The 25,870-nt window shown below is 60.4% G+C and carries 29 protein-coding genes; 7 read left to right on the top strand and 22 right to left on the bottom strand.

The window, feature by feature from the left end:
• Nucleotides 1-102 precede the first annotated feature (102 nt).
• Both C3F38_RS04165 and ytfE read left to right on the top strand, forming a co-directional pair.
• Entirely contained in the window at nt 103-2,055 is a 1,953-nt protein-coding gene (locus tag C3F38_RS04165) for a bifunctional 2',3'-cyclic-nucleotide 2'-phosphodiesterase/3'-nucleotidase (RefSeq protein WP_047729274.1), read from the top strand.
• Nucleotides 2,056-2,171: 116 nt separating this feature from the next.
• Complete coding sequence (gene ytfE / locus C3F38_RS04160; RefSeq protein ID WP_055317300.1) at nt 2,172-2,837, top strand: iron-sulfur cluster repair protein YtfE; 666 nt, start codon at nt 2,172-2,174, stop codon at nt 2,835-2,837.
• A gap of 43 nt (nt 2,838-2,880) precedes the next feature.
• Here the strand turns inward: ytfE and fklB are convergent, their stop codons facing one another.
• A complete protein-coding gene (gene fklB / locus C3F38_RS04155) occupies nt 2,881-3,501 on the bottom strand; it encodes an FKBP-type peptidyl-prolyl cis-trans isomerase (RefSeq protein WP_004933618.1) in 621 nt (206 codons plus the stop codon).
• Nucleotides 3,502-3,768: 267 nt separating this feature from the next.
• Here fklB and C3F38_RS04150 point away from each other — a divergent pair, with 267 nt between their 5' ends.
• Complete coding sequence (locus tag C3F38_RS04150) at nt 3,769-4,437, top strand: OapA family protein (protein ID WP_055317301.1); 669 nt, start codon at nt 3,769-3,771, stop codon at nt 4,435-4,437.
• 3 nt (nt 4,438-4,440) lie between these two features.
• Here C3F38_RS04150 and C3F38_RS04145 read toward each other — a convergent pair whose 3' ends face one another.
• The 5 genes from C3F38_RS04145 to rpsF form a co-directional block, all read right to left on the bottom strand.
• Nucleotides 4,441-4,794: a DUF488 domain-containing protein gene (locus tag C3F38_RS04145; protein WP_038879181.1), complete on the bottom strand. Its 354-nt coding sequence runs from the start codon at nt 4,792-4,794 to the stop codon at nt 4,441-4,443.
• A gap of 111 nt (nt 4,795-4,905) precedes the next feature.
• Nucleotides 4,906-5,358, bottom strand: a complete 453-nt coding sequence (gene rplI, locus C3F38_RS04140; RefSeq protein WP_004933629.1) for a 50S ribosomal protein L9 — start codon at nt 5,356-5,358, stop codon at nt 4,906-4,908.
• Nucleotides 5,359-5,397: 39 nt separating this feature from the next.
• Nucleotides 5,398-5,625, bottom strand: coding sequence for a 30S ribosomal protein S18 (rpsR, locus tag C3F38_RS04135; RefSeq protein WP_000135199.1), 228 nt, complete (start codon nt 5,623-5,625; stop codon nt 5,398-5,400).
• A gap of 4 nt (nt 5,626-5,629) precedes the next feature.
• On the bottom strand, nt 5,630-5,947 hold the full coding sequence (gene priB, locus C3F38_RS04130; RefSeq protein ID WP_004933632.1) for a primosomal replication protein N: 318 nt from the start codon (nt 5,945-5,947) through the stop codon (nt 5,630-5,632).
• 8 nt (nt 5,948-5,955) lie between these two features.
• Nucleotides 5,956-6,354: a 30S ribosomal protein S6 gene (rpsF, locus tag C3F38_RS04125; RefSeq protein WP_004933634.1), complete on the bottom strand. Its 399-nt coding sequence runs from the start codon at nt 6,352-6,354 to the stop codon at nt 5,956-5,958.
• Nucleotides 6,355-6,590: 236 nt separating this feature from the next.
• Here rpsF and C3F38_RS26100 point away from each other — a divergent pair, with 236 nt between their 5' ends.
• Nucleotides 6,591-6,812 carry a hypothetical protein gene (locus tag C3F38_RS26100; RefSeq protein ID WP_134267422.1) on the top strand — a complete coding sequence of 74 codons (222 nt, stop codon included), beginning with the start codon at nt 6,591-6,593 and terminating at the stop codon, nt 6,810-6,812.
• On the top strand, nt 6,809-7,075 hold the full coding sequence (locus C3F38_RS04120) for a DUF1471 domain-containing protein (RefSeq protein WP_038879189.1): 267 nt from the start codon (nt 6,809-6,811) through the stop codon (nt 7,073-7,075). Before C3F38_RS26100 ends, C3F38_RS04120 begins: the two co-directional genes overlap by 4 nt.
• Before the next feature lie 96 nt (nt 7,076-7,171).
• Here the strand turns inward: C3F38_RS04120 and C3F38_RS04115 are convergent, their stop codons facing one another.
• Together C3F38_RS04115 and yjfP are read right to left on the bottom strand one after the other, a co-directional pair.
• Complete coding sequence (locus tag C3F38_RS04115) at nt 7,172-7,534, bottom strand: hypothetical protein (protein ID WP_055311887.1); 363 nt, start codon at nt 7,532-7,534, stop codon at nt 7,172-7,174.
• Nucleotides 7,535-7,657: 123 nt separating this feature from the next.
• A complete protein-coding gene (gene yjfP / locus C3F38_RS04110; protein ID WP_038879196.1) occupies nt 7,658-8,410 on the bottom strand; it encodes an esterase in 753 nt (250 codons plus the stop codon).
• A gap of 127 nt (nt 8,411-8,537) precedes the next feature.
• On the opposite strand from yjfP, the gene bsmA reads away from it, so the two are divergent.
• Nucleotides 8,538-8,846: a biofilm peroxide resistance protein BsmA gene (gene bsmA, locus C3F38_RS04105; protein WP_038879199.1), complete on the top strand. Its 309-nt coding sequence runs from the start codon at nt 8,538-8,540 to the stop codon at nt 8,844-8,846.
• A 122-nt stretch (nt 8,847-8,968) separates the two neighbouring features.
• Entirely contained in the window at nt 8,969-9,244 is a 276-nt protein-coding gene (locus C3F38_RS04100; protein WP_033638652.1) for a DUF1471 domain-containing protein, read from the top strand.
• Here C3F38_RS04100 and C3F38_RS04095 read toward each other — a convergent pair.
• The 14 genes from C3F38_RS04095 to amiB all read right to left on the bottom strand — a co-directional run bounded on the left by C3F38_RS04095 (nt 9,241) and on the right by amiB (nt 25,863).
• Complete coding sequence (locus C3F38_RS04095) at nt 9,241-9,639, bottom strand: DUF350 domain-containing protein (protein WP_015376394.1); 399 nt, start codon at nt 9,637-9,639, stop codon at nt 9,241-9,243. The two genes, C3F38_RS04100 and C3F38_RS04095, sit on opposite strands and share 4 nt — an antisense overlap.
• Before the next feature lie 66 nt (nt 9,640-9,705).
• Nucleotides 9,706-11,334 (bottom strand): isovaleryl-CoA dehydrogenase, encoded by a 1,629-nt coding sequence (locus C3F38_RS04090; RefSeq protein WP_047729284.1) that lies wholly within the window; start codon nt 11,332-11,334, stop codon nt 9,706-9,708.
• A gap of 116 nt (nt 11,335-11,450) precedes the next feature.
• Complete coding sequence (rlmB, locus tag C3F38_RS04085; protein WP_038879203.1) at nt 11,451-12,182, bottom strand: 23S rRNA (guanosine(2251)-2'-O)-methyltransferase RlmB; 732 nt, start codon at nt 12,180-12,182, stop codon at nt 11,451-11,453.
• A 61-nt stretch (nt 12,183-12,243) separates the two neighbouring features.
• A complete protein-coding gene (gene rnr / locus C3F38_RS04080; RefSeq protein WP_015376392.1) occupies nt 12,244-14,718 on the bottom strand; it encodes a ribonuclease R in 2,475 nt (824 codons plus the stop codon).
• 59 nt (nt 14,719-14,777) lie between these two features.
• A complete protein-coding gene (gene nsrR, locus C3F38_RS04075) occupies nt 14,778-15,203 on the bottom strand; it encodes a nitric oxide-sensing transcriptional repressor NsrR (RefSeq protein WP_015376391.1) in 426 nt (141 codons plus the stop codon).
• A 233-nt stretch (nt 15,204-15,436) separates the two neighbouring features.
• Nucleotides 15,437-16,735, bottom strand: a complete 1,299-nt coding sequence (locus tag C3F38_RS04070; RefSeq protein WP_033648701.1) for an adenylosuccinate synthase — start codon at nt 16,733-16,735, stop codon at nt 15,437-15,439.
• Nucleotides 16,736-16,833: 98 nt separating this feature from the next.
• On the bottom strand, nt 16,834-17,034 hold the full coding sequence (locus C3F38_RS04065) for a DUF2065 domain-containing protein (protein WP_004933666.1): 201 nt from the start codon (nt 17,032-17,034) through the stop codon (nt 16,834-16,836).
• A gap of 63 nt (nt 17,035-17,097) precedes the next feature.
• Entirely contained in the window at nt 17,098-18,102 is a 1,005-nt protein-coding gene (gene hflC / locus C3F38_RS04060) for a protease modulator HflC (RefSeq protein ID WP_004933669.1), read from the bottom strand.
• 3 nt (nt 18,103-18,105) lie between these two features.
• Nucleotides 18,106-19,356: an FtsH protease activity modulator HflK gene (hflK, locus tag C3F38_RS04055; protein WP_038879209.1), complete on the bottom strand. Its 1,251-nt coding sequence runs from the start codon at nt 19,354-19,356 to the stop codon at nt 18,106-18,108.
• Nucleotides 19,357-19,424: 68 nt separating this feature from the next.
• Nucleotides 19,425-20,705, bottom strand: coding sequence for a ribosome rescue GTPase HflX (gene hflX / locus C3F38_RS04050; RefSeq protein WP_004933675.1), 1,281 nt, complete (start codon nt 20,703-20,705; stop codon nt 19,425-19,427).
• Between the two features lie 98 nt (nt 20,706-20,803).
• Nucleotides 20,804-21,112, bottom strand: coding sequence for an RNA chaperone Hfq (gene hfq / locus C3F38_RS04045; protein ID WP_004933678.1), 309 nt, complete (start codon nt 21,110-21,112; stop codon nt 20,804-20,806).
• A gap of 114 nt (nt 21,113-21,226) precedes the next feature.
• Nucleotides 21,227-22,168, bottom strand: a complete 942-nt coding sequence (gene miaA, locus C3F38_RS04040) for a tRNA (adenosine(37)-N6)-dimethylallyltransferase MiaA (protein ID WP_055317302.1) — start codon at nt 22,166-22,168, stop codon at nt 21,227-21,229.
• Nucleotides 22,161-24,044, bottom strand: a complete 1,884-nt coding sequence (gene mutL, locus C3F38_RS04035; protein ID WP_055311883.1) for a DNA mismatch repair endonuclease MutL — start codon at nt 24,042-24,044, stop codon at nt 22,161-22,163. Before mutL ends, miaA begins: the two co-directional genes overlap by 8 nt.
• A gap of 22 nt (nt 24,045-24,066) precedes the next feature.
• Nucleotides 24,067-25,863 (bottom strand): N-acetylmuramoyl-L-alanine amidase AmiB, encoded by a 1,797-nt coding sequence (amiB, locus tag C3F38_RS04030; protein ID WP_038879218.1) that lies wholly within the window; start codon nt 25,861-25,863, stop codon nt 24,067-24,069.
• Nucleotides 25,864-25,870: the final 7 nt, after the last annotated feature.

Genomic DNA, 25,870 nt, shown 5'->3' with positions numbered 1-25,870 from the left:
GCCGCCGTTTTCTGCCACACTTCACAGTTTGCTGTGGCAAGCAATGTTAATTACATTTCCCTCTGCGATAACACTCGAATAATGAAATGGAGAGAGCCCAAAATGATGAAGCATCCCCTGACGCTGTCCGCGCTTGCGCTGCTGGTGTGCGCCTCGGCGCAGGCGGCCACCGTCGACCTGCGCGTGCTGGAAACCACCGACCTGCACAGCAACATGATGGACTTCGATTACTACAAGGACACGCCAACCGATAAATTCGGCCTGGTGCGCACCGCCAGCCTGATCCAGCAGGCGCGCCAGCAGGCTACCAACGCGGTGTTGGTGGACAACGGCGACATCATTCAGGGCAGCCCGCTCGGCGACTACATGGCGGCCAAGGGGCTGAAACCGGGCGACGTGCATCCGGTCTATAAGGCGATGAATACGCTGGACTATGTGGTCGGCAACATCGGCAACCATGAATTCAACTACGGGCTGGACTACCTGAAAAACGCCATCGCCGGCGCCAAGTTCCCGTATATCAACGCCAACGTCATCGACGCCAAAACGCAAAAACCGCTGTTCACGCCGTACATCATCGTCGATACGCCGGTGAAAGACCGCGACGGCAAGGCGCATACGCTGCGCATCGGCTACATCGGCTTCGTGCCGCCGCAGATCCTGGTGTGGGACAAGGCTAACCTGCAGGGCAAGGTGACGGTGGACGACATCACCGCCACCGCCAAACGCTACGTGCCGGAAATGCGTAAACAGGGCGCCGATCTGGTGGTGGCGATCCCACATTCCGGGCTGTCCAGCGAGCCTTACAAGGCAATGGCGGAAAACTCGGTCTACTACCTCAGCCAGGTACCGGGCATCGACGCCATCATGTTCGGCCACGCCCATGCGGTGTTCCCGAGCAAGGACTTCGCCAACATCAAAGGCGCGGATATCGATAAGGGCCTGCTGAACGGCGTACCGGCGGTGATGCCGGGCCAATGGGGCGATCATCTCGGCGTGGTCGACCTGCAGCTCAACAACGATAGCGGTAGCTGGAAAGTGACCGCCGCCAAAGCGGAAGCACGGCCGATCTACGACAAAGAGAACAAGAAATCGCTGGCGGCGGAAGACGCCGCGCTGGTGAAGGTGTTGGCGGACGATCACAAGGGCACGCGCGAGTTCGTCAGCCAGCCGATCGGCAAATCCGACGGCAACATGTACAGCTATCTGGCGCTGGTGCAGGACGATCCGACGGTGCAGATCGTCAACAATGCGCAGAAAGCCTACGTTGAACATTACATTCAGGGCGATCCGGATCTGGCCGATCTGCCGGTGCTGTCGGCGGCGGCGCCGTTCAAGGTCGGCGGCCGTAAGAACGATCCGGCCAGCTTCGTCGAAGTGGAAAAGGGCCAACTCACCTTCCGCAACGCCGCCGATCTCTATCTCTACCCCAATACCCTGGTGGTGGTGAAGGCCAGCGGCAAAGAGGTGAAAGAGTGGCTGGAGTGCTCCGCCGGCCAGTTCAACCAGATCGACGTCAACAGCGCCAAGCCGCAGGGCTTGATCAACTGGGACGGCTTCCGCACCTATAACTTCGACGTGATCGACGGCGTCAATTACCAGATCGACGTCAGCCAGCCGGCGCGCTACGACGGTGAATGCCAGCTGATCAACGATAAGGCAGAGCGCATCAAGCAGTTGACCTTCAACGGCAAGCCGATCGATCCGAACGCCACCTTCCTGGTCGCCACCAACAACTACCGCGCCTACGGCGGCAAATTTGCCGGCACCGGCGACAAACACATCGCCTTCGCTTCGCCGGATGAGAACCGTTCAGTGCTGGCGGCCTACATCAGCACCGAAACCCAGCGACACGGCGCGGTGCATCCGCAGGCGGACAACAACTGGCGTTTGGCGACCTTCAGCAGCCAGCAGCCGCTGGATATCCGCTTCGAGACCTCGCCGTCGGACAAAGCGACGGCGTTTATCAAGGAGCACGCTCAATATCCGATGACCGCCGAGGGCAATGACCGCATCGGCTTCGCGGTGTATCGCATCGATCTCAGCGCGAAATAATCACCCGGCCGGGGCCTCACCCCGGCCACCTTCTCTTCGATTTTCCCGCTGGCGCGCCCTTTAAATTGCATTTAAAATGCACGTTATAAGATTCCTTCGTTTAAAGAGGCACTACCATGGATTACCGCAATCAATCCCTTGGCGCGCTCGCTATCGCCATTCCCCGTGCATCCCGTCTGTTTCGCCAGCATCAGCTGGATTTCTGCTGCGGCGGCCGGCAATCGCTGGCACGCGCCGCCGAGCGCAGAAGGTTAGATATCGACAGGCTGGAAAACGAACTGGCCGCCCTGGCCGCCACGCCGGAGCCAAGCCGGGACTGGCGCACGGCGCCGCTCGGTGAGGTGATCGACTACATTCTGCCACGCTTTCATCAGCGGCACCGCGAGCAGCTGGCAGAACTGGTGCTGATGGCGGAAAAGGTCGAACGCGTGCACGGCGACAAGCCCAGCTGCCCGCGCGGGTTGGCGAAGCAGCTGAACCGGATCCGCCTGGATCTGGAGAATCACATGATGAAAGAGGAACAGATCCTGTTCCCGCTGATCAAACAGGGCATGGGGCCGCAGGCCGCCGGACCGATCTCGGTGATGGAGCATGAACATGACGAGGTGGGTGAGCAGTTGGAAGTGGTGAAGTTCCTCACCGATAACGTCACGCCGCCGGAGGGCGCCTGCACCACCTGGCGAGCGCTGTACACCGGCATCGACGAGTTCATCGGCGATCTGATGGAGCACATCAGCCTGGAAAACAACCTGCTGTTCCCGCGCGCGCTGCGCGGCGCATAAAATAAGGGCGCCACGAAGGCGCCCAGAGCAATCCTCGGTGGGATTACAGGATTTCCAGCAGCTCGACGTCGAACACCAGCGCGCTGAACGGCGGGATGGACGCGCCAGCGCCACGCTCGCCATAGGCCAGGTTGTGCGGGATATACAGCTGCCATTTGGAGCCGACCGGCATCAGGGTCAGCGCTTCGATCCAGCCTGGGATCACGCCGCTGACCGGGAATTCTGCCGGCTGGCCGCGCTCAACCGAGCTGTCGAACACATCGCCGTTGATCAGACGACCGGTGTAGTGCACACGCACGCGATCCTGACGGGACGGGATCGGGCCGTTGCCCTGCTCCAGCACGGAGAACTGCAGGCCGGACTCGGTCAGCGTCACGTCGTCGCGCTTGGCGTTGTCGTCCAGGAATTTCTGGCCTTCAACGGCCATCGCCTGCTGGCGCTCGCGGCGCACCGCGTCCGCACGCTCGTGGATTTCACGCAGCGCACGGTGCACCACGTCTACCGGAACCGCCGGGGCATTCCCTTCCAGCGCGTCACGCAGACCCGCCAGCAAAGCTTCCGGTTGCAAACCTTCCAGCCCGGACTCTTGCAGCTGCTGGCCGACCTGTAAACCAATCCCGTAACTTGCTTGCGCTTCAACGCTGTCAAAAGAAGGGGTTGTCATGGGGTTTTCCTTAAGTCTGTAAAAAGTCGAAAGCGCAGCATAACAGCGCGTCAATGTCGGGTAAAATCTTGTGTGGAGAATGATGACTTTTGTCGTAGAAAAAGAAACAATAACCTTCTGTTAACGCCCGCAGCCGCAAACCGCGGCTCTGCCGCTCAGCTGCCTTTCGCTTCAATCAGTTAGCGGACTATACTGAAAGCAGGATATCGGGCAGGCGGGGCGCTTGCCGCGCCGCGCTAATTACTACGCCGTCGAAGAGAGGTCACCATGGGCAGAATCGCGCCCAGGAGAAGGAAAACCACCCGCATCTACCAGCCGCTGCTGCGCACCTGGCTGAATGTCAGCCAGCGCCTGAAACCGGGCGCCGCACCCACGTCTGAAGGCGCGGAACCGCCATCGGAGCCACCGCCGGCCAACGACAAAATGCAGCAGGTCAAAGCGCTGCTGGCCAAAGTCTGGCATCTGCCGGACGGTTTCCATTGGATGGAGCCGCTGCCCTACTTCCACCGCCGCTGGGTGCTGATCTTCGGCATCATCCTGCTGCTGGCCCTGCTGTGGCCGTACTCGCCCGAAAGACAGCCGTTCCCGGTTTCCCAGCAGGAAACCAGCGTGCCGCTGCAGGCCGATCTGCAAAACGGCGGCACCACGTCTGCCAACGAACCAACGCTGGCGGGCAACTGGCAGCGTTATCAGATCCAGCCCGGCCAGACCCTGGCCCAGCTGTTTCGCGACAACAATCTGCCGGTGAATGAAGTGTTCGCCATGGCGCAGGTGGAAGGCGGCGACAAGCCGCTGAGCAACATGAAAGCCGGCCAGGAAGTGCGCATCGAACGCGACGCCAACGGCGTGATTAACGCGCTGTCGGTCACCACGGTGGACAACAGCCAGGCGCTGTTCCGCCGCCAGGCCGACGGCAGCTACCGCCGGGAACGCTAATCCCTACAGCTGCGCCAGCAAAAACTCGCGCAGCACCACGCCCTGGTTGTGCTCGGTATCTTTGCTGCCATACAGCAGCGTCAGCGTTTGCCCCTGCCGTAACAGCGCCACCAGCGGCTGCCAGGCGTCGTTGGCCGCCAGCTGTTGGCGGTAACGCGCCTCGAAGACCGCCCACTGGTCGGTATGCTGATGGAACCACTTGCGCAGTTCGTCATCCGGCGCCACCTGTTTCAGCCACTGCACGCCCGTCAGCCGCTCCTTGCTGATGCCGCGCGGCCATAGCCTGTCTATCAGATAACAGTGTTCCGGCGCCGGCGCGCTGAAATCATAAACCCGCTGTAGCGTAATCTTTGCCATCGCACGCTCTCCTTTTCATCCCGTCTTCAAGCGTAGCGCGTTTTGCCGGGCGCAGAAAAGCAAAACGCCAGCGCGAGGCTGGCGTTTTAACCGGGTTAACAGCAGCGTAAATTACGCTTCTGCAACCACAACTACATTCAGCTGTGCGAACACGTCGCTGTGTACCTGGAAGTGCACTTCGTGCTCGCCAGTGGTACGCAGAACGCCGTTCGGCAGACGAACTTCACTCTTGGCAACTTCAACGCCTGCCGCAGTCACTGCGTCAGCGATGTCGCGGGTGCCGATAGAGCCGAACAGTTTACCTTCGTCGCCAGATTTGGAAGCGATGGTGACTGAACCCAGTTCGTTGATCTTGGTTGCGCGAGCTTCAGCAGCAGCCAGAACGTCAGCCAGTTTGGCTTCCAGTTCAGCACGGCGTGCTTCGAAGAACTCAACGTTTTTCTTGGTAGCAGGAACAGCTTTGCCCTGTGGTACCAAGAAGTTACGAGCGTAGCCCGCTTTAACGTTAACTTGATCACCCAGGCTGCCCAGGTTTGCTACTTTATCAAGCAGAATAACTTGCATTACCTTATCCTCTCAAAGTCGTTAATGGACAGTGGCCGATTACTGATGACGATCAGTGTACGGCAACAAAGACAGGTAGCGCGCGCGCTTGATAGCACGGGCCAGCTGGCGCTGATATTTTGCACGAGTACCGGTGATACGGCTCGGTACAATTTTACCACTTTCGGTGATGTAGTTTTTCAGCGTAGCGATGTCTTTATAGTCAATCTCTTGAACGCCTTCCGCGGTGAAACGGCAGAACTTGCGACGACGGAAATAACGTGCCATTTGGCTAGTCTCCAGAATCTATCAATTCAATCTGCTCGGCATGCAGAACCAATTTGCTCAGCCCGTTGCGCCCTTGATGGCAGCTTACAAAGCCTTGCACGGTAATCTGACTGCCGACCGTTAATCTTTGAGTTAGTGCTTGTGACTGTTGTCCGCTGACAACCACGGGCATTCGGCACCATGCTTGTCTGCTGAATCCGGCTTCCGTCTGCTGCGAACGGTGCTCTAGCACAAATTGGCAGTGCGGTATCCCGGAAGGACTCACTTTTCGAACCGGCGCCTTGCACACAGTGCCCGACAAAACCAGACGATTAGCCGTCACGGCGGCAATTACTCTTCAGAATCCCCAGCATCTGCATCATCTGCGGTTTCGTTAGCGAAGTCTTCGCGGCGATCGCCACGACGTTCGTCTTTCGCTTTAACCATCGGAGATGCTTCAGTTACCGCGTGCTTAACGCGCATAACCATGCTGCGGATAACGGCGTCGTTGAAGCGGAAGTTAGTTTCCAGCTCATCGATCGCTTCCTGCGGCGCTTCAACGTTCAGCAGAACGTAGTGAGCTTTGTGCAGTTTGTTGATCGGATAAGCCAGCTGACGGCGGCCCCAGTCTTCCAGACGGTGAATCTGACCTTGCGCGTTAGTGATGGTAGCACTGTAACGCTCGATCATGCCCGGAACCTGTTCGCTTTGGTCAGGATGGACCATAAAAACGATTTCGTAATGACGCATCGAATTGCTCCTTACGGATTATTCAGCCTCCTGTCAGGGTCAACCGCGGCCCATGGAAGCAAGGAACGTGTTTAGTGTGCGGCTGAAAAATGACGCGTAATCATACTGACGCAGGGCGGGAAACTCAAGGACTGCGTGGGTTTTATTCGCGTTAATGCGAGGCGCTATGGGAAATAGCACGATTTGCTCGTGGGAGAACCTATGTACGCCGATCCATCGGTTTCAAAAATCTTTCAATGAAATCAGCGCTGAGTCACAAATCTATTTCACTTTTTTTGAAAGAGGTCATCAAAAGCCCCCGCTTTTTAATCCGCCACAACGGACTAAAATTAACCATATCCGCCGCAGACAGCGCGACGAAAGAGATTTCAGGTTATTCAATGCAGATAAATGACTTTTTGCCGCAGCGACATTCGCTGTCAGGCCGTAACGGCAAAGGGTTAAGAGAGGCACTATGAAACGCATCATTCTCGCAACGGCGCTGGCCGCCCTGTTTTCCGCCAACCTAATGGCCGCAACGGAGATCACCTCGCACCAGGCCGATCAACGCCAGAGCGTCGGCTTCGTCACCCTGAACCAGAACGTGGTTTCGCCGGATGACGCCAGCAGCCAGGTCAGCAAAATCGCCGATCAACGCGGCGCAAGCTCTTATCGCATCATCGCCCTGCACGAACCGGGCGACAACAGCACGATGCACGTCAGCGCCGAGCTGTACCGCTAAAAACGCACGCCACGCCAGGGAAATCCCCAGGGCTTCATCAGAAAGCCCGTTCAGTCCGTACCGGAGCGCCGCCCGTTGGGCGCTCCGCTTCCCTCATCAGAGTTTGAGCAGCACCGGCATGCTGAACGCCTTGCCCGGATTATGTAATTGCAGCGCCATCTGCAGATAATTTGTCCGCGTTTGCAACAGCTCGGCGCTGCCCGTCAGGGTCGCCCGCTGCTCGAACGAGAGCGTATCGGCCGCTGCGGCGTGAGTGGCTGCCGCTTTCGGCGCGGAGGCAAACAGCGCCGTCATGTTATGCACCGTCTGCGCGGTGATGCGCGACAGCGGATTCGCCTGGTTTTGCCGCGCCTTGCCGTCGGCGGCCCCCAACATCTCGCTGAAGGCCGCTGAGTTAAGCTCAGCGCGCGCTTTCATCGTTCCCATTAAACCGGCCGTACTGCCGATGCTTTTTATCATGCCCTCTGCTCCTTGTTGCCCTGAAAGAATTCACGCTGACATTCTCCCCTTCATTCGGCCAAACGATGGCCGAAACAGCAGGCACAGAGCGGTGCAATTCCAGGCATCGTGCCCGGCGGAGCATTACAGCTCGCGGCGGAAGAAGTCGGCCGTGGCGGACAGCGCCAGCGGCGTGATTCGGTGCTTCACCCCCGGTTCGATAAGCGACGTCAAACGGCCGTCCGCGCCTTGCTGCCGCAGTTCAGCCGCCAAACGCAGGCTGTCCGCCGCCGGCACCACGTCGTCCGTCTCGCCGTGCCACAGCAGCAGCGGCCGCCCGGCGATCGCCGCCAAGCGCCCTTCCAGCTCATACTCCGCCAGCACGGCGGTGCGCGCCGTAAACGCCGCCGGCGAGAGGGCCTCGCCCTCTTCGCCCAACGGCGGAAACAGCGTTTGCGCCAGCGCACGGTAATAGCCGGAACCCATCAGGCTGACGGCCGCCCGGATCCACGGGAAGCGCGCGAAGGCGCCAAGCGCGGTCATGCCCCCCATAGAGGCGCCGGCGACGCCGATACGCCCGTCGGCAATCAGGCCGAGCCGCTCGAAATGCGCCTTGATCTGCGGCAGCTCGTCGATATTGCTGCGCAGGATCTCCCAAAACGTGGCCAGACGCCGCGCCTCATCGCCGTCGAACCGCTCGCCGTGCCGATCGGCATCCGGCAATACCACCCGAAAACCGGCGCGCGCCAGCGCATAGGCGAAGTACGCGTACACCTCTTTCGACGAGGTATAGCCATGACAGAAGAACACCGTCGGCAAAGGCCGGTGATAGTGCCCTGCGGGGACCGCATGGATCACCGCAATATCGCCCGCCCGCTCGTCATGAATTTCAATCATCCGTTCATCCTCAACTCACCTGTTGGCATTCATCATGACAAACTTGCGCCAGCCAGCGTTAGCTCAATCTGTTCCAGCTTATATTGCGTTACACTGAAGCCATCGTACCGGCTCTTTCGAGGTCACCATGACGCTTGTCCGCACACTCATCGCCCTGACGCTGGCCGCACAGCTTTCCGCCTGCGGCATCATGACCACCACGCCGAAGCCGCCGCCACCGCCCACCGCACAGGCGCAGGAGATCGTCCGCGCGCAGACCGCCGAGCTGGTGAAGATAGGTACCGTCACCGCCGTGGTGCGCGGCAGCCCGATGGACGTGGAAGCGGAGATCCAGCGCAAGGCCACCGCCGCCGGCGCCCGGTATTACGTGATCATCATGAACAGCGAAACCATCGTGCCGGGCCAATGGTATTCCCAGGCGATTCTGTATCGGTAAGGCGGGGGTTTTTTAAGCAGATTTACACTGGCTTTGCACAGGCTGAAGTAGGGTGTTGCACACTGTCGGACAGCATGCCGCATGTTGCGGATGCGATTCAGGATCTGACGAAGGGGAACGCCATGAAACGCTCCACCGCACTCACCTCCCTCCTGCTTTCAGTAGGGCTGCTCAGCACCGGCGCACAGTCCGCCGAGCTGGCGCCCGCCGATCGCGTGACGCCGCTCAGTGAAATCGCCGAGATCACCTTTAACGATCTGCCCGGTTCACCGCAGGAGGCGGAGCAGGCCATCGCTCGCACCGCCGGCCAACACGGCGCCAGCTATTACCGCATCCTGCGGATGGAAGAACAGGCGCACCCGCTTGGCTGGCGCGCCTCGGCAATCTTATACCTTTAGTAGCTCATGCAAGCCGCATTCAACACGCCGCCGCTGACGGAGACGCCCCCCAGGAAAATCCCGGCGGCCAGGTGGTTCGCTTCGATCTTGTCGCTGATGCGCGGCATGTAGATCTTCACGGCCGCGAACAGCAGCAGTTGCACCACCAGCGCCACTACGCCCCACAGCAGGTAATCCAGCAGGCTGATCGAGTTGATCGCCGCGCTGGCCAACGGGATCACATACCCCAGGCAAGCGCCGATGAAAGCAAAGGCGGCGGATTGATTATCGGCCTTGATCAGCGCCCATTCGTCGTGCGGAGTGATGCGGGTATAGACGAACAGAAACACCAAAATCATGGCGAAACCGCTGAAGAAATAAGAGGCGAATGCCGCCAACGCGCTGAGAATATCCATGTGCATTTTCCTGTCAGAGTGAGGCTGAATTAAAAAGGTTTTCGCCGCCGCGCGCCACCCTTTTCCCTAACCGCCGATAGCGCGGTTGAGCAGCAGTTCGCACACCCCGGCCGACAGCAGGCTCTCGCCGCGGTGATCCAGCGTCAGGTGGCACCAGGCGTCGGCTATCTGCGGGCTGGCGTGCTGCAGCAGCTGCGCGGCACAGCACAGGTCGAACAGCTGCTGGGTCAGCAGCCGCCCCATCTCTTCACGCGGTTGCCGCGCACGCTGCTGCCACTGCCGCCAGGCGTGATCGAACAAGCGATTCTGGCCGCGCACCGGCTGCAGCTCGAACTGCAGCATTTCGAGCGCGCCCGGCAGCTTGTGCAGGCTGCGCAACACGTCCAGACACATGATGTTGCCGGAACCTTCCCAGATGCTGTTGACCGGCATCTCGCGATACAGGCGCGGCAGCTCGCTCTCTTCGCAGTAGCCGATACCGCCCAGCACCTCCATTGCCTCGGCGATGAACGGCATGCCCTGGCGACAGATGCTGTATTTCGCCGCCGGGGTCAGCAGGCGGCTGTAGATCAGCTCGCCCTCATTGCTGCGGCTTTCCCAGGCGCGGGCCAGCCGGAACAGCAACGCGGTATGCCCTTCCAGCCGCAGCGCCATGCGCGCCAAAACCTGGCGCATCAGCGGTTGTTCGATCAGGAGCTTGCCGAACGCCTGCCGCTGCAGCGCATGATACAGCGCCACCGACAGCCCGCGGCGCATCAGGCCGTGGCTGCCGAGCGAGCAGTCGAAACGGGTCAGGCCGCCCATCTTCAGGATATGCCGCACGCCGTCACCCTCATCCCCCAACAGCCAGGCGGTGGCGTCCTGAAACTCCACTTCGCTGCTGGCGTTGGAGCGGTTGCCCAGTTTGTCTTTCAACCGCTCCAGGCGAATGGCGTTGCGGCTGCCGTCCGGCAAAATGCGCGGCAGGAAGAAACAGGACAACCCGCCTTCGGCCTGCGCCAGCACCAGGTGCGCATCGCTCTGCGGTACCGAGAAGAACCACTTGTGCCCCACCAGCCGGTAGGCTTCACCCGGCCCGCGCGCGCCGAGCGGCGCGGCGGTAGTGGTATTGCTCAAAACGTCGGAGCCGCCCTGCTTCTCCGTCATGCCCATGCCGATCAGCAGGCCGCGCTTTTGCCCGCCCGGCAGCAGATGAGCGTCATAACGATCCGACAGCAGCGGCGTCAACCAGGAGCGAAACTCGGCCGGCAACGCCTGCAGCAACAGCGGCGTAGCGCCGAAGGTCATGGTCACCGGGCACAGCGTACCGGCCTCAACCTGCGCATGCAGCATAAAGCGCGCGGCGCGCGCCACGAAGGAACCGATGCGCGCATCCTCCTGCCAGGGCAGGTTGTGCACCCGGTTGGCGATCAGCCCCTGCATCAGGATATGCCAGGCGGGGTGAAAGCGAACGTCGTCCAACCGCTGGCCGGTGGCGTCGTAGCGCAGCAGCTCCGGCGGATTGGCGTTGGCCAGGCGGCCCAGCTCCAGCGACTCCTGGGTGCCGAGCTGCTGGCCCAGCGAAGCCAATACCTCGGCGTCCCAGCCGCCCTGCTCGCGCTGCAACGCTTCGCGCAGCGGCGTATCGGAGAGAAACAGGTTGCTGTTGCCCAGCGGCTTGGGTTGGTTAAAAACGGTGTGCGTAGTCCAGACCATGAGAGTGCTCCCTGAGAAAAGCGTCAGGAGTAAGTATGGTCGGCGCAGAGATTTCTGCCGAAAGCGGGATCACAAGAGGGGGAATTAACGGGGGCTCAGGGCCCCCGTCAGGAGGATCAGCCGCGCTGACGCACCGCTTCGAACAGGCAGATGCCGGTGGCGACCGACACGTTCAGCGAAGAGACGGTACCGGCCATCGGGATGCTGATCAGCTCGTCGCAGTGTTCGCGGGTCAGACGACGCATGCCTTCGCCTTCCGCGCCCATCACCAGCGCCATCGGGCCGGTCATTTTGCTCTGATACAGCGTATGGTCGGCTTCGCCGGCGGTACCCACCACCCAGACGTTCATTTCCTGCAGCAGGCGCAGCGTGCGCGCCAGGTTGGTCACGCGGATCAGCGGCACGCTCTCGGCGGCGCCGCAGGCCACTTTCTTGGCGGTGGCGTTCAGCTGGGCGGAACGGTCGCGCGGCACGATCACCGCATGCACGCCGGCAGCGTCGGCGCTGCGCAGGCAGGCGCCGAGGTTATGCGGGTCGGTCACGCCGTCCAGCACCAGCAGGAATGGCGTTTCCACGCTCTCCAACAGGCCCGGCAGATCGTTCTCCTGATACTGACGCCCTTCGCGCACCCGGGCGATGATCCCCTGGTGCACCGCGCCTTCAACCTTGTCATCCAGCCACTGGCGGCTCGCCACCTGGATCACGATGCCGGTCGCTTCCAGCTCGGCGATCAGCGGTTGCAGGCGGCGATCTTCACGGCCTTTCAGGATAAACACTTCCAGGAAGCGTTGCGGATCGCGCTCTAACAGGGCTTTGACGGCGTGAATGCCGTAAATAATTTCGCTCATGATGCTCTTTTAAATTCGTGCGGCCGGCGATAACCGGCCGATGGTAACGATGTGCGGCAGGTTAAGCCTGCTCGGCACCTTTCTTCTTGGCTGCGCGTTTGGCTTTGGTCGCCGCCGCGATTTTCCGCGTTTTGTCGGACGCTTTCTTGGCTTTCTTCTTCGCCTTCTTCACGTTGTCCGCGGGTTTGGCGTCATCCTGCTTGCGGAAGGCGCTGTCCGGTTCGAAGTTGGCCGGCGGTTTGCCGCCGCGGCGCTTGCCGCGCCCCGCGCTACCGTTGTCGCGCAGCGTGCGCTGGCCGCCCTTCTTGGCGCGATCGCGTTCGGTTTTGCCTTCACCGCGCGCTTTGCGGGTGCTGGACACCAGCGCGAAGTCGATCTTGCGCTCGTCCATGTGCACCGCGTCCACGCGGATCTCCACTGTATCTCCCAGGCGATAGACCGTGCCGGAAGACTCGCCGATCAGGCGCTGGCCGATATTATCGTAGCGATAGTAATCATTATCCAGCGTTGATACGTGCACCAGCCCGTCGATGAACAGATCGTTCAGGCGCACGAAGAAGCCGAAGCCGGTCACGCTGGAGATGATGCCACTGAACACTTCACCGACGTGATCCTGCATGAAGTCGCACTTCAGCCAGTCGGCGACGTTGCGCGTCGCTTCGTCCGCGCGGCGCTCGGTCATCGAGCAGTGTTCGCCCAGCTGCAGCATCTCTTCGAATTCGCTGTGCCAGCCGCCGGTCGGCGTCCAGCGCTCTTTCGGCTCGCCGTGTTCTTTGGCCAGCTGATATTTGATCGCGCGGTGCAGCGCCAGATCCGGATAACGGCGGATCGGCGAGGTGAAGTGGCCGTAAGACGCCAGCGCCAGGCCGAAGTGGCCGCGGTTTTCCGGATCGTAAATCGCCTGCTTCATCGAACGCAGCAACATGGTTTGCAGCATTTCGTGGTCAGGGCGCTCGGACACTTCATCCATCAGCACCGCATAGTCCTTCGGCTGCGGCTTGTTGCCGCCGCCCAGCGTCAGCCCCAGCTCGCTCAGCACGCTGCGCAGCGCGGATATGTGGTCGTCACTCGGACGATCGTGCACGCGGTACAGCGCCGGCTCGTTGCGTTTCTCGACAAAGCGCGCGGCCGCCACGTTGGCCATAATCATGCACTCTTCGATCAGCTTGTGGGCGTCGTTGCGCACCGTCGGCTCCACGCGCTCAATGCGGCGTTCGGCGTTGAAGATGAATTTGGCTTCTTCGGTTTCAAACGCGATGCCGCCGCGCTCGGCGCGCGCCTTATCCAGCACTTTATACATCGCGTGCAGCTCTTCCAGGTGCTTGACCAGCGGATGGTAGTGCTCGCGCAGCTCCTGATCGCCCTGCAGAATGTGCCACACCTTGTTATAGGTCAGGCGAGCGTGCGAGCTCATCACCGCTTCGTAGAACTTGGCCGTGGACAGGCGCCCTTGGGCGGAGATGGTCATCTCGCACACCATGCACAGGCGATCGACCTGTGGGTTCAGGGAGCACAGCCCGTTGGACAGCACTTCCGGCAGCATCGGGATCACCTGCGACGGGAAGTATACCGAGTTGCCGCGGCTGCGCGCTTCATCGTCCAGCGCGGTGCGCGGGCGCACGTAGTAACTGACGTCGGCGATCGCGACCCACAGGCGCCAGCCGCCGCCACGTTTTTTCTCGCAGTACACGGCGTCATCGAAGTCGCGTGCGTCTTCACCGTCGATGGTGACCAACGGCAGCTTGCGCAGATCGACGCGGCCCTTCTTGGCCGCTTCCGGCACCTGCTCACTGAGATCGGCCACCTGCTTTTCCACCTGCGGCGGCCAGGTATGCGGGATCTCATGGGTGCGCAGCGCGATGTCCACCGCCATGCTGGTGCCCATCTTGTCGCCGAGGATCTCGACGATCTTGCCGACCGCCTTGGTGCGACGGGTCGGACGCTGCGTCAGCTCCACCACCACCATAAAGCCCATGCGCGCGCCGCTGACGCTGTCCGCCGGGATCAGAATATCGAAGCTCAGACGGCTGTCATCCGGCACCACGAAGCCGGTGCCGGCATCCATGAAGAAGCGGCCGACAATCTGGCTGGTTTTCGGCACCAGCACGCGCACGATGCGCGCTTCGCGGCGCCCTTTGCGATCCGCGCCCAAGGCCTGCGCCAGCACCACGTCACCGTGGATCGCCATTTTCATCTGTTCGGCAGACAGGTACAGATCGTCTTTGCTGCCTTCCACGCGCAGGAAGCCGTAGCCGTCGCGGTGGCCGATCACCGTGCCGCGCAGCAGATCCAGACGTTCCGGCAGCGCGTAGCACTGGCGGCGGGTAAACACCAGCTGGCCATCGCGCTCCATGGCGCGCAGGCGGCGGCGCAGCGCTTCCAGCTGCTCTTCACCGCTGAGGCCCAGTTCGTTGCCCAGTTCTTCGCGGCTGGCCGGCGTTTCACGTTTCGCCAAATGGGCCAGGATATATTCACGACTGGGGATGGGGGATTCGTATTTTTCTGCTTCTCGTTCCAGGAATGGATCTTGTGACATTGCGGTTCCTCCGTTGTCATCAGCAGGATGACGTTGAGCCTTGTCTTCTCAACGTCGTTTTATTCGACAAGCAATAGCTTGTAGAGCGGCGGATTGTCTTCGACCATATCGGCCAACGTATGCTTATCCAGCTCTTCAAGGAAATTCTGTACGCCCTGTTGGAGCACCTGCTTCAGTCGGCAGGCAGGGGTGATGTGGCAAAACTCGCTGCTGCAGTTAACCAGCGCAAGCGGCTCCAGCGCCCGCACCACGTCGCCGAGGCGAATGCTCTCGGCCGGTTTGCCCAAACGGATGCCGCCATGCTTGCCGCGCACCGCCGTGACAAAACCGACCCGGCTCAACTGATTGATGATCTTCACCATATGGTTGCGAGACACGCCGTAAACCTCGGTCACTTCCGAGATACTGGTCATCTTGTCCTGCGGCAACGAGGCCATGTAGATCAACGCCCGCAGGCCATAATCAGTAAAACTTGTTAACTGCACATCTTACCTCTGGGTATCGTTTTACCCGTCTGATACGCCGCTTTTCGGCGCTATTCAAAAGATTACTCATTGGATAATAAACCAGCCGGAGAGTTCGTCGCTAATTATTTAGCGAATCCCGCGCCCTAAGGCGGGTTTATGAAAGGATTTTTTGACGTGAAACCGCAATCGGAGGGAGTCAGGATAAAAACAAACCGGGACGCGCCCGGTTTGTTTAATGCCGCAAAGCCTGATTATGCGTCGAACGGGTCGCGCAGGATCATGGTTTCGCTGCGATCCGGGCCGGTAGAGATGATATCTACCGGTACGCCGGTCACTTCTTCGATGCGCTTGATGTAGTTCAGCGCGGCCTGAGGCAGCTTGCTGTGCTCTTTCACGCCAAAGGTGGTTTCGCTCCAGCCCGGCATGGTTTCGTAGATAGGCTCAATGCCTTCCCAGCCTTCAGCCGCCAGCGGAGTGGTATCCACTTCACGGCCGTCCGGCATGCGGTAACCCACGCAGATCTTCACTTCTTTCAGGCCGTCCAGGACGTCCAGTTTGGTCAGGCAGAAGCCGGACAGGGAGTTGATCTGCACGGCGCGACGCACCGCTACCGCGTCCAGCCAGCCGGTACGACGACGACGGCCGGTGGTGGCGCCGAACTCGTTACCCTGCTTGCACAGGTACTCGCCGGTTTCATCGAACAGTTCGGTTGGGAACGGGCCTGCACCCACGCGAGTGGAGTAGGCTTTCACGATGCCCAGCACGTAGTCCACATAACGCGGGCCGATGCCGGAACCGGTAGCCACGCCGCCGGCAGTGGTGTTGGAAGAGGTGACGTACGGGTAAGTACCGTGGTCGATATCCAGCAGGGTGCCCTGAGCGCCTTCGAACATGATCAGGTCGCCACGCTTGCGCGCGCCGTCCAGCAGTTCGGAAACGTCAACCACCATGGCGGTCAGGATGTCGGCGATAGACAGCACGTAGTCCAGCGTCGCCTGATAATCGACGGCTTCAACTTTGTAGTAGTTGACCAGCTGGAAGTTGTGGTAATCGACGATCTCTTTGAGCTTAACGGCGAAGGTTTCTTTGTTGAACAGGTCGCTGACGCGCAGGCCGCGACGAGCCACTTTATCTTCGTAAGCCGGGCCGATACCGCGACCGGTGGTGCCGATCGCTTTCGCGCCGCGCGCTTTCTCACGCGCGTTGTCCAACGCGACGTGGTAAGGCAGGATCAGCGGGCAAGCTTCAGAGAGTAACAGACGTTCGCGTACCGGGATGCCACGCGCTTCGAGTTCACCCATTTCTTTCATCAATGCGTCCGGCGCCAGAACAACACCGTTGCCGATGATGCTGGTGACGTTTTCACGCAGAATACCTGAAGGAATTAAATGAAGGACGGTTTTTTCACCGTTGATTACCAGAGTGTGGCCAGCGTTATGGCCACCTTGGTAGCGCACAACATATTGAGCCCGTTCAGTCAGCAGGTCTACAACCTTGCCTTTACCTTCGTCACCCCATTGGGTGCCCAGTACGACGACGTTCTTACCCATTTTTCAAAATCACCGATTGCTTAAAAATGGATTCTACCACCGTAATTTTCGATTTTCAGCACTTTTAGCATACGATTGCATAAATTTTGGGCTAGACTTTAAAGACCCGTGCGGCCGCTCAACATGTAGTAGATCACGCAGCCCGCAACCACTATTCCACCGCCAAATCGCCGCAGCGTCGCGTCCGGCAATTGCGACATCGCCACAATCATTTTGCGCCAGGCCTGCGGAAACAGCATCGGCCCTAATCCTTCCAGCACCAGAACCAGCCCGAGCGCCAGCCAAATCGTTGAGTTCATGCATCCCCCAAAAACGAGAAAGGGCCCGCGTAAACGGGCCCTCGATCAGATTGCCTGCCGCGCTTACTTGCGCAGGGTATCAGGCGACTTCATGTAGCGGAAGAAATCGCTGTCCGGGCTCAGTACCAGCACGTCCTGGTTGTCCTTGAAGCTGGCTTCATAGGCACGCAGGCTGCGGATAAAGGCATAGAAGTCCGGATCCTGGCTGAACGCGTTGGCGAACAGCTTGGCCGCTTCGGCATCGCCTTCACCGCGGGTGATACGCGCCTGACGCTCGGCTTCCGCCAGGGTACGGGTCACTTCGTAGTCCGCGCTGGCGCGCAGCTTCTCGGCTTCTTCCTGGCCCTGCGAGCGCAGACGACGGGCTACCGCTTCACGCTCGGCGCGCATACGCTGATAGATAGCGTCGGACACTTCCGCCGGCAGGTTGATCTGCTTGATACGCACGTCGATCACTTCGATGCCCAGCGCCGCCATGCTGTTCGGGTTCACCTGCGGCTGTTTGCCGGTGGTTTCCCGCTCAACGCGCGCCGCCGCAGAGGCGATAGCGTCATCGGCTTCGGTGGTCGCCACTTCTTCGCCGTCACCCACGGTGCCGGTGTTCAGCGCGTCACGCACGTCGGACATCAGCTTGCCGCGCGAGTCGGTCACGATGTCTTTCACGTCCAGGCGGCCGATTTCGGAACGCAGACGGTCGCTGAACTTACGCTTCAGCAGCACTTCGGCCTGGGAGACGTCGCCGCCGCCGGTCGCCAGATAGTAACGGCTGAAGTCGCTGATGCGCCACTTCAGATAGGAATCGACGATCAGGTCTTTCTTCTCGCTGGTCACGAAGCGATCGGCCTGGTTGTCCATGGTCTGGATGCGCGCATCCAGGTTCTTCACGGTCTCGATGAACGGGATCTTGAGGTGCAGACCCGGCGCATACACCAGCGGCTTGTTTTCGCCGTCGCGCAGAACCTTGCCGAAGCGCAGCACGATGCCGCGCTGGCCTTCCTGCACCACGAACAGCGAAGCGTACAGCACCACCAGCACCGCGAGGACAATAACTACAAAAGACTTACGCATTGATTACTCTCTCCCTACGCGAGTGGTGTCGTCACGCTGCGCATTCGCCCGGCGCTGATCCATAATCGAACCGCCGCTGGTACGCGGAGTGCTGCTGTTGGCAGCCGGCGCAGGATTCGGATTGAGGCGAATCAGGCTGGTATCCTTGTTGCCGCTCTCCGGCGCCGCGCCTTGACCGCGCAGCATCTGATCCAGCGGCAGCACCATCAGGTTGTTGCCTTTGTCGCTCACCAACACCTTACGGGTATGGCCCAGCACTTTTTCCATGGTTTCGATATACAGACGCTCGCGGGTGATCTGCGGAGCGGACTTGTATTCCGGCAACAGTTTGGCAAAGCGCGCCACCTCACCCTGCGCTTCCAGGATGGTACGGTCTTTATAAGCCTTGGAATCTTCCAGCAGACGCTGCGCCTGGCCGTTCGCACGCGGCTGAACTTCGTTGGCGTAAGCTTCCGCTTCACGGATGTATTGCTGCTCGTTTTCACGCGCGGCGATCGCATCGTCGAACGACGCCTTCACCTCTTCCGGCGGACGCGCCGCCTGGAAGTTGACGTCCAGCAGCGTGATGCCCATGTTGTAAGGACGAATGGTCTCTTCCAGCATGCGCTGCGTATCGTTACGCACCACGGTACGGCCTTCGGTCAGGATGCGGTCCATCGAGTATTTGCCGATCACGCCGCGCAGGGCGCTGTCGGTCGCCTGGCTCAGGCTGTCGTCGGCATTGACGACGCTGAACAGGTACGCTTCCGGGTTGGTCACGCGGTACTGCACGTTCATTTCCACGCGCACCACGTTTTCATCGGAGGTCAGCATCACGCCGGACGCCGCCAGCTCGCGCACGGATTCCACGTTCACCGGACGCACGTCGTCGATGAAGGTCGGCTTCCAGTTCAGGCCCGGCTGCACCAGGTGGCTGAACTTGCCGAAACGCGTCACGACGCCGCGCTCGGCTTCCTTGATGGTGTAGAAGCCGCTGGCGGCCCAGATCACCACCACGGCCACCGCCGCGATACCGATAATGCGGCCGCTGAAGCCCGGACCAGAGGTGCCGGTGCCGCCACTATTGCTGTTGGAGCCTTTGCCCCCGCCAAAACCGCTCAATTTCTTGCTCAGTTTACGGAAGATATCGTCCAAATCAGGTGGCCCTTGATCACGACCGCCTTTGTTGTTACCGCCAGAGTTGCCGCCATTGTTATTGCTGCTCCCCCACGGGTCGCGGTCCTGTCCGTTATTACCGGGCTGATTCCACGCCATGTTTTAGCTCCATATTCTGTGATTGGGTACTTCAGGCTTTCGCGAAGCATAAATGTAACAGGATATGATCATACGATAAAGTCAATCAGGTCCTGTTCTTGCTTGCAGAGACGACGCCATTCGACGATCGGCATTCGCACCACCACGCCAATGCTGCCGTCCTCTTCGTTCCACTCTTTTTCAATCGCCTGAAGCTGGTAAAAACGGCTGCGAAGACGGCCTGCCCGTGGCGGTAAGCGCAATTCGTAATGCGCGATCTCCCCCGATAAGCGCTCCGTCAACGCCTGATACAGCAACGGAATACCCTCTCCGCTGGCGGCGGACAGCCACACCCGGATCGGCAGGTTTTCGTCGTTGCGGTCGATACGCGGCACAAAATCGTCCAGCATATCTATTTTGTTCATCACTAACAGTGTAGGGATTTCATCCGAGTCTATCTCCGCCAACACGGTGTTCACCGCTTCGATGTTCTCATCGACGCGCGGATCTGCGGCATCGATGACGTGCAGCAGCAGAGATGCCTGGCGCGTTTCCTGCAGCGTCGCCTTGAAGGCGGCCACCAGATCGTGCGGCAGGTGCCGGATAAAGCCTACGGTATCCGCCAACACGGTATCCCCCACGTCCGGCACGTCAATGCGCCGCAACGTAGGATCCAGGGTGGCAAATAGCTGGTCCGCCGCATACACCTCGGCAGACGTTATTCGGTTAAACAGGGTGGATTTGCCGGCGTTGGTGTAGCCCACCAGCGATACGGTCGGCACATCGGCGCGGGTCCGCGCGCGTCGGCCTTGTTCACGCTGCTTTTCTACCCGCTCCAGGCGGCGCAGAATCAAGCTGATGCGATCGCGTAACAGGCGACGGTCGGTCTCAAGCTGGGTTTCCCCCGGCCCGCGCAGGCCAATCCCCCCTTTTTGCCGCTCCAGGTGCGTCCAGCCGCGTACCAGACGCGTGGCGATGTGACGCAACTGCGCCAGCTCCACCTGCAGCTTACCTTCATGGGTGCGGGCACGCTGGGCGAAGATGTCTAAAATCAGCCCGGTACGATCGATCACCCGGCATTCGCACAGGCGCTCAAGGTTTCTTTCCTGCGCCGGGGAAAGGGAATGATCAAACAGGACAACAGACGCGCCGCTGGCTTTCACCGCATCTGCAATTTCTTCGGCCTTTCCTTCGCCGACAAAGTACTTCGGATGCGGGGCTTTGCGGCTACCAGTCACCACTTGCAAAGCTTCGACACCGGCTGAGGAAACCAACGATTCGAACTCGTTGAGGTCTTCCGTATCTTTGTCTTGCGAGAAATAGATATGAACCAGCACGGCCTGCTCACCGGCTTCATAACGGTCAAACAAGCGTGCAACCTCTCAAACGGACACTCACCGTGAGTTTGGGGGACATAAACAGCCCGCGGCTGCTTATGCTCCCCGTCATGGTTGACTTGCAACGCGCTTTATTCAGCGTCATCGCTTTCCTGCTGCGGCTGTTGCTGCGCAGACGGATTGTTGCCATGGTGATAGTTGCTTGAACCGCCGCTCGGGTTGTTGCTGTGATGCGAAACCGGACGTGACGGGACAACGGTAGAGATAGCGTGCTTGTACACCATCTGGCTAACCGTGTTCTTCAACAGGATGACAAACTGGTCAAAAGACTCAATCTGGCCTTGCAGCTTAATACCATTCACCAAATAAATAGAAACCGGAACACGTTCACGACGCAATGCGTTCAGGAACGGATCTTGCAAAGATTGCCCCTTAGCCATTCTATCTTTTCCTTATTTGCTTGTTGTTTGTAACTAAGAACCTGTCGGCTCTAAAATAAACGACGTAAAAAATTTGCGCGCTGAATACTCAGCAATTGTACACAATCACCCAACCTATGCACTAACAACCTGTATCACCGAGTCCAAAGCCTCTCCCGGCTTTTCACTGTCCAACCAATGGACCGACTCCCAACCCCGTAACCAGGTCATCTGGCGTTTAGCCAACTGACGTGTTGCGCAAATACCACGATAAACCATCTCATCGTAACTAATTTCACCAGAAAAGTATGACCACATCTGGCGGTAACCGACACAGCGAATGGAGGGCAAGTCCGTATGCAAATCACCCCGTGCGAAAAGTGCACGCGCTTCCGTCTCAAAACCCGCCGCCAACATTTGATGGTACCGCAGCTCGATGCGTTGATGGATCAACTCACGGCTGGTCGGCGCTATCGCAAATTGGTGAACTTGATACGGTAACGATTCACCCGAAATTTTAGTCAGTTCCGTTAAAGTTTTACCCGAAATAAAAAAAACTTCCAGTGCTCTGGACAGTCTCTGCGGATCATTCGGATGAATTCTCAATGCCGCGACCGGATCGATCGCCTGTAACTGACGGTGCAGCGCCTCCCAGCCCTGCTCCGCCGCTTGCCGTTCGATGCGCTCGCGCACCGCGGGATCGGCGGACGGCAGCGGCGACAATCCTTCCAACAACGCCTTGAAATACAACATGGTGCCGCCGACCAGCAGCGGAATGCGCCCGGCGGCGGTGATGTCGGCCATCTCCTTCAGCGCGTCGGCGCGGAACTCCGCGGCCGAGTAAGCTTCGGCGGGATCGCGAATATCGATCAGCCGATGCGGCGCCTGCGCCAATTCTTCGGCGCTCGGCTTGGCGGTGCCGATATCCATGCCGCGATAAATCAGCGCGGAATCGACGCTGATCAGTTCCACCGGCAGGCGTTCGCGCAGCGCGATCGCCAGCGCGGTCTTGCCCGAGGCGGTCGGCCCCATGATGAAAATAGCCGGGGGACGTGGTGTCATTTCAGTTTCAGTCATGCTTGAGGGCCGCCAGTGCAGCCTGTAAATCAACGGGTTGTAAAAGTCCGCTCGGTGGCGATTTGACCAGCTGCGGGCAAAGTCGTTCAACGTCGGTCAGCAATTGTATCGCTTGCGAGGTGTTCCACTGCTCATGTTCGCTGCCAAGGCGGCGAGCGAGCCAGGTGGCCAGCACCGCGGGCGACATCTCCTGATGTTCGGCCAGATAGCCTAACAGTTCGGGTATCAGTTTTTGTAAATTTTGTTGGCGTAATGGTAAAGGCACTGCGCGCAGCGTCACACGGCCGTGATCCGCCTGCAGATCCAGCCCCATCATCGTCAGCAGCGCCTGATGCCGCGCGATGGCCGCCACTTCGCGCTTGTCCAACGTCAGCTTGACAGGGATCAGCAGCGGCTGCGGCCGCAACCCTTCCGTCGGCGGGTTGAGCTGCGCCTGGCGCAGCCAGCGCTCGGCCACCGTCAGATTGAGCAACGCCGGCTGCTGGCGCTGTTCAATCAACGCGTAGCACGGCGGGTGAATCATCAGCACCCGGCCAAAACTGTGCTGGCCGCTCGCTAACGGCGTTTCCGCTGCGGCTTTCGCCGGCGGGAACAGCGGCGGCTTGCTCGAAACTTCCGGCGCTGCATCGGCCTGCGGCTCGGCGGCGGGCTGCATCAGTTTACCGTACAGCTCGCCTTCGCGTTTCTGGTAACCACCCGCCGTTTGCCAACCCGGCTGCGGTGCGCGCTCGCGGGCGACGCCGGCCGGTGGTGGCGTTTCGCGACGCGGCGCAGGCTGAGAAAAATGGTTGCCGCCGGCGGCGACGCGGTTTTCCGGCTGCCAGACCGGCGCAGGCGCTTCGTCAGGCGTTTCCGCCAGCGGCAGCGGCGGCGTCTGACCGGCCTGCTGCAGCACGGTGGTTACCGCCTGGTAGATAAAATCGTGCACCAGCCGCGCCTGATGGAAACGCACCTCGTGCTTGGCGGGATGAACGTTGACGTCCACCTGGTGCGGATCGACCTCCAGATACAGCACGTAAGCGGGCTGCTGATCGTCCTTCAGCTGATCCTGATAGGCCTGACGAATGGCGTGATTGATCAAGCGATCGCGCATCATGCGGCAGTTGACGTAGCAGTACTGCATTTCACCCAGCTGGCGCGCCCCGGCCGGATCCGCCACCCAGCCGCGGATGCTCAGATCGCCGTGTTGCCAGTCGATGTTCAGCGCATGCTGCAAAAACGCCGGACCGCAGATGCTGCCCAAACGGCGCTCGTGCTGGCTCTCTTCTTTCGCCGCCCGGTATTGGCGGATCAGTTTGCCGTTGTGGCTGAGGTTGATCGCCACATCGAAACGCGCCAGCGCGATGCGCCGTACCACTTCGTCGATATGGCCGAATTCGGTTTTCTCGGTGCGCATGAACTTGCGGCGCGCCGGGGTGTTGTAAAACAGATCCAGCACTTCCAGCGTGCTGCCGACCGGGTGCGCGGCGGGTTTGACCGTCACCGCCTGCTCGCGCCCTTCGGCATAGGCTTGCCACGCCTCGCTCTGGTCGGCGGTGCGCGACGTCAGGGTCAAACGGGAAACCGAGCTGATACTGGCCAGCGCTTCGCCGCGAAAACCGAGGCTGACGATCGCCTCCAGGTCGTCGAGCGTGCTGATTTTACTGGTGGCGTGCCGCGCCAGCGCCAGTGCCAGATCGTCCTTGCCGATGCCGCAGCCGTTGTCGCGAATGCGGATAAGCTTGGCGCCGCCGCGTTCAATATCGATATCGATGCGCGTCGCCCCGGCGTCCAGGCAGTTTTCCACCAGCTCCTTGACGACCGACGCGGGGCGTTCAACCACCTCTCCGGCGGCGATCTGGTTGGCAAGCTGTGGCGGTAACACCTGGATAGGCATGCTGACTCCTGTAGCGATGGCGCTAGGCCTGCGGAATAGTCAGCGTCCGATCCAGCGGCGCGACGTCCGACTTCAGATTATTGACCCGTTTCAGATCGCCGACGCTGACCCCGTAGCGAGAAGCGATGGAGGAGAGCGTATCCCCGCGGGCCACTTTATGTTTAGACGGCTTCTTGGCCGGCGTTTTCGCCTTGGCGACGGTAGTGACGGCGGCGGTTTTCCCCGCCGGCACCTTCAGGCGTTGCCCCACCCACACGCCGTCTTTTTTCAGTTTGTTCAGATCCCGCAGCGCCGCCATGGTGGTGCCGTAGCTGTCGGCGATGCCGGACAGCGTTTCCGCCCGCTTCACCACGTGGATCTGGGTCTTGCCGCTTACGCTGCGGCTCGCGCCGGCCGAGCTGACGATAGGCTCAGGCTGGCGCACGTCTGGTGTTGAGGTGTTAACCGCCGCTGCGACGTCCAGCGGTCGGTTTTCCACCTTTGGGTCGGCTTGCAGCGGATGCGCCAGGAAGTAGCTGCGCAGGCCATTATGAATGGCCTTGGCAATCTTCTCCTGATACGCGCTACTGCCCAGCAGCCGCTCCTCCGTGCTATTACTGATAAATCCGGTTTCCACCAGCAGCGAGGGAATATCCGGCGAGCGCAGCACGCCCAGGCTGGCGTGTTCCGGCCGGCGTTTGTGCAGCGATCCGACGCTCTGCAGCTGCTGCAGCACTTTCACCGCCACGTCGTACCCGACGCGCTGCGAGTGGCCGAACTGCAGATCCAGCACCGCCTGGCTCAGGTAAGGGTCGGCCTGGCTGTTGGCCAGCAGATCGCCGGCGCCGCCGAGCAGCTCGGACTGCTTCTCATGCTGTTCGAGCCAACCGGCCATTTCGCTGTTGGCGCGGCGGTTGGACAGCACCCAAACGGAAGCCCCGCTGGCGCTGCGGTTTGGCGCGGCGTCGGCGTGGATGGAGACCAGCACGTTGGCGCCCTGTTTGCGCGCAACGTCAGAGCGCCCCATCACCGAGATGAAGTAGTCGCCGTTACGCGTCAGCACCGGTTTGAACTGTGGATCGGCGTCCAGCATCGCCTGCAGGCGGCGCGCAATGGCGATGGTGACATTCTTTTCTTTCAGCCCGCTCGGGCCAATGGCGCCCGGATCCTGGCCGCCGTGGCCGGCGTCGATCGCCACCACCACCCGATCGCCGGAACCGGCGGAAACGCGGCTGCTGCGCGGCGTGACTTCGGTGGCGGTGCCTGCGACGACGCTCTGTTTATTGGTAAAGGGATTCGATCCCGTCGGCGCTTTGCGCAGCGGCGGCTCCGGCGCTTCACGCACCGCGACCGGTGCCTGACGCGGTGGTGGGTTGACCGCAACCGGCGCAGGCGTTTGCACCGGCGCCTTGCGCACCACCGTATTGGCACTGCCTTCGGCCGTAATGGTGAACACCACGGTATGCACGCTGCCGTTCTGGCGGGTGGAGACGCGGGTCTTGGCGCGCTGGGTCAGATCAAACACCAGGCGCACGCTCTGAGCGTCTTTCGGCGCGCTGGAGCGAATGCTTTTCACCAGGTTTTGGCCGCTGAAATTGAGCGGCAGGCCGCCGACCTTGCCCTTCTGGTTAACGTCCAGCACCACGCGATCCGGGCCGTGCAGCGGGAAAAACGCGTAGTCCGGCGGGCCATTGAAGCTCACCGACACCGTCGCTTCACGCTGGGCGTTGGACACTTTGATATCGGACAGCGAGGACGCCGCCAGCGCGTTCAGCGCGCCGAGCGGCCCCAGCACAGCGATCAGTATGATGACCGCAAATTTTTTCAACACGTGCGTCATTGCGGCA

It is taken from the genome of Serratia sp. SSNIH1 (genome assembly GCF_002935055.1).
GTDB lineage: Bacteria > Pseudomonadota > Gammaproteobacteria > Enterobacterales > Enterobacteriaceae > Serratia > Serratia nevei.
Note: the sequence above shows the minus strand (reverse complement) of the source record. Positions and strands in the feature narration are given on the sequence as shown.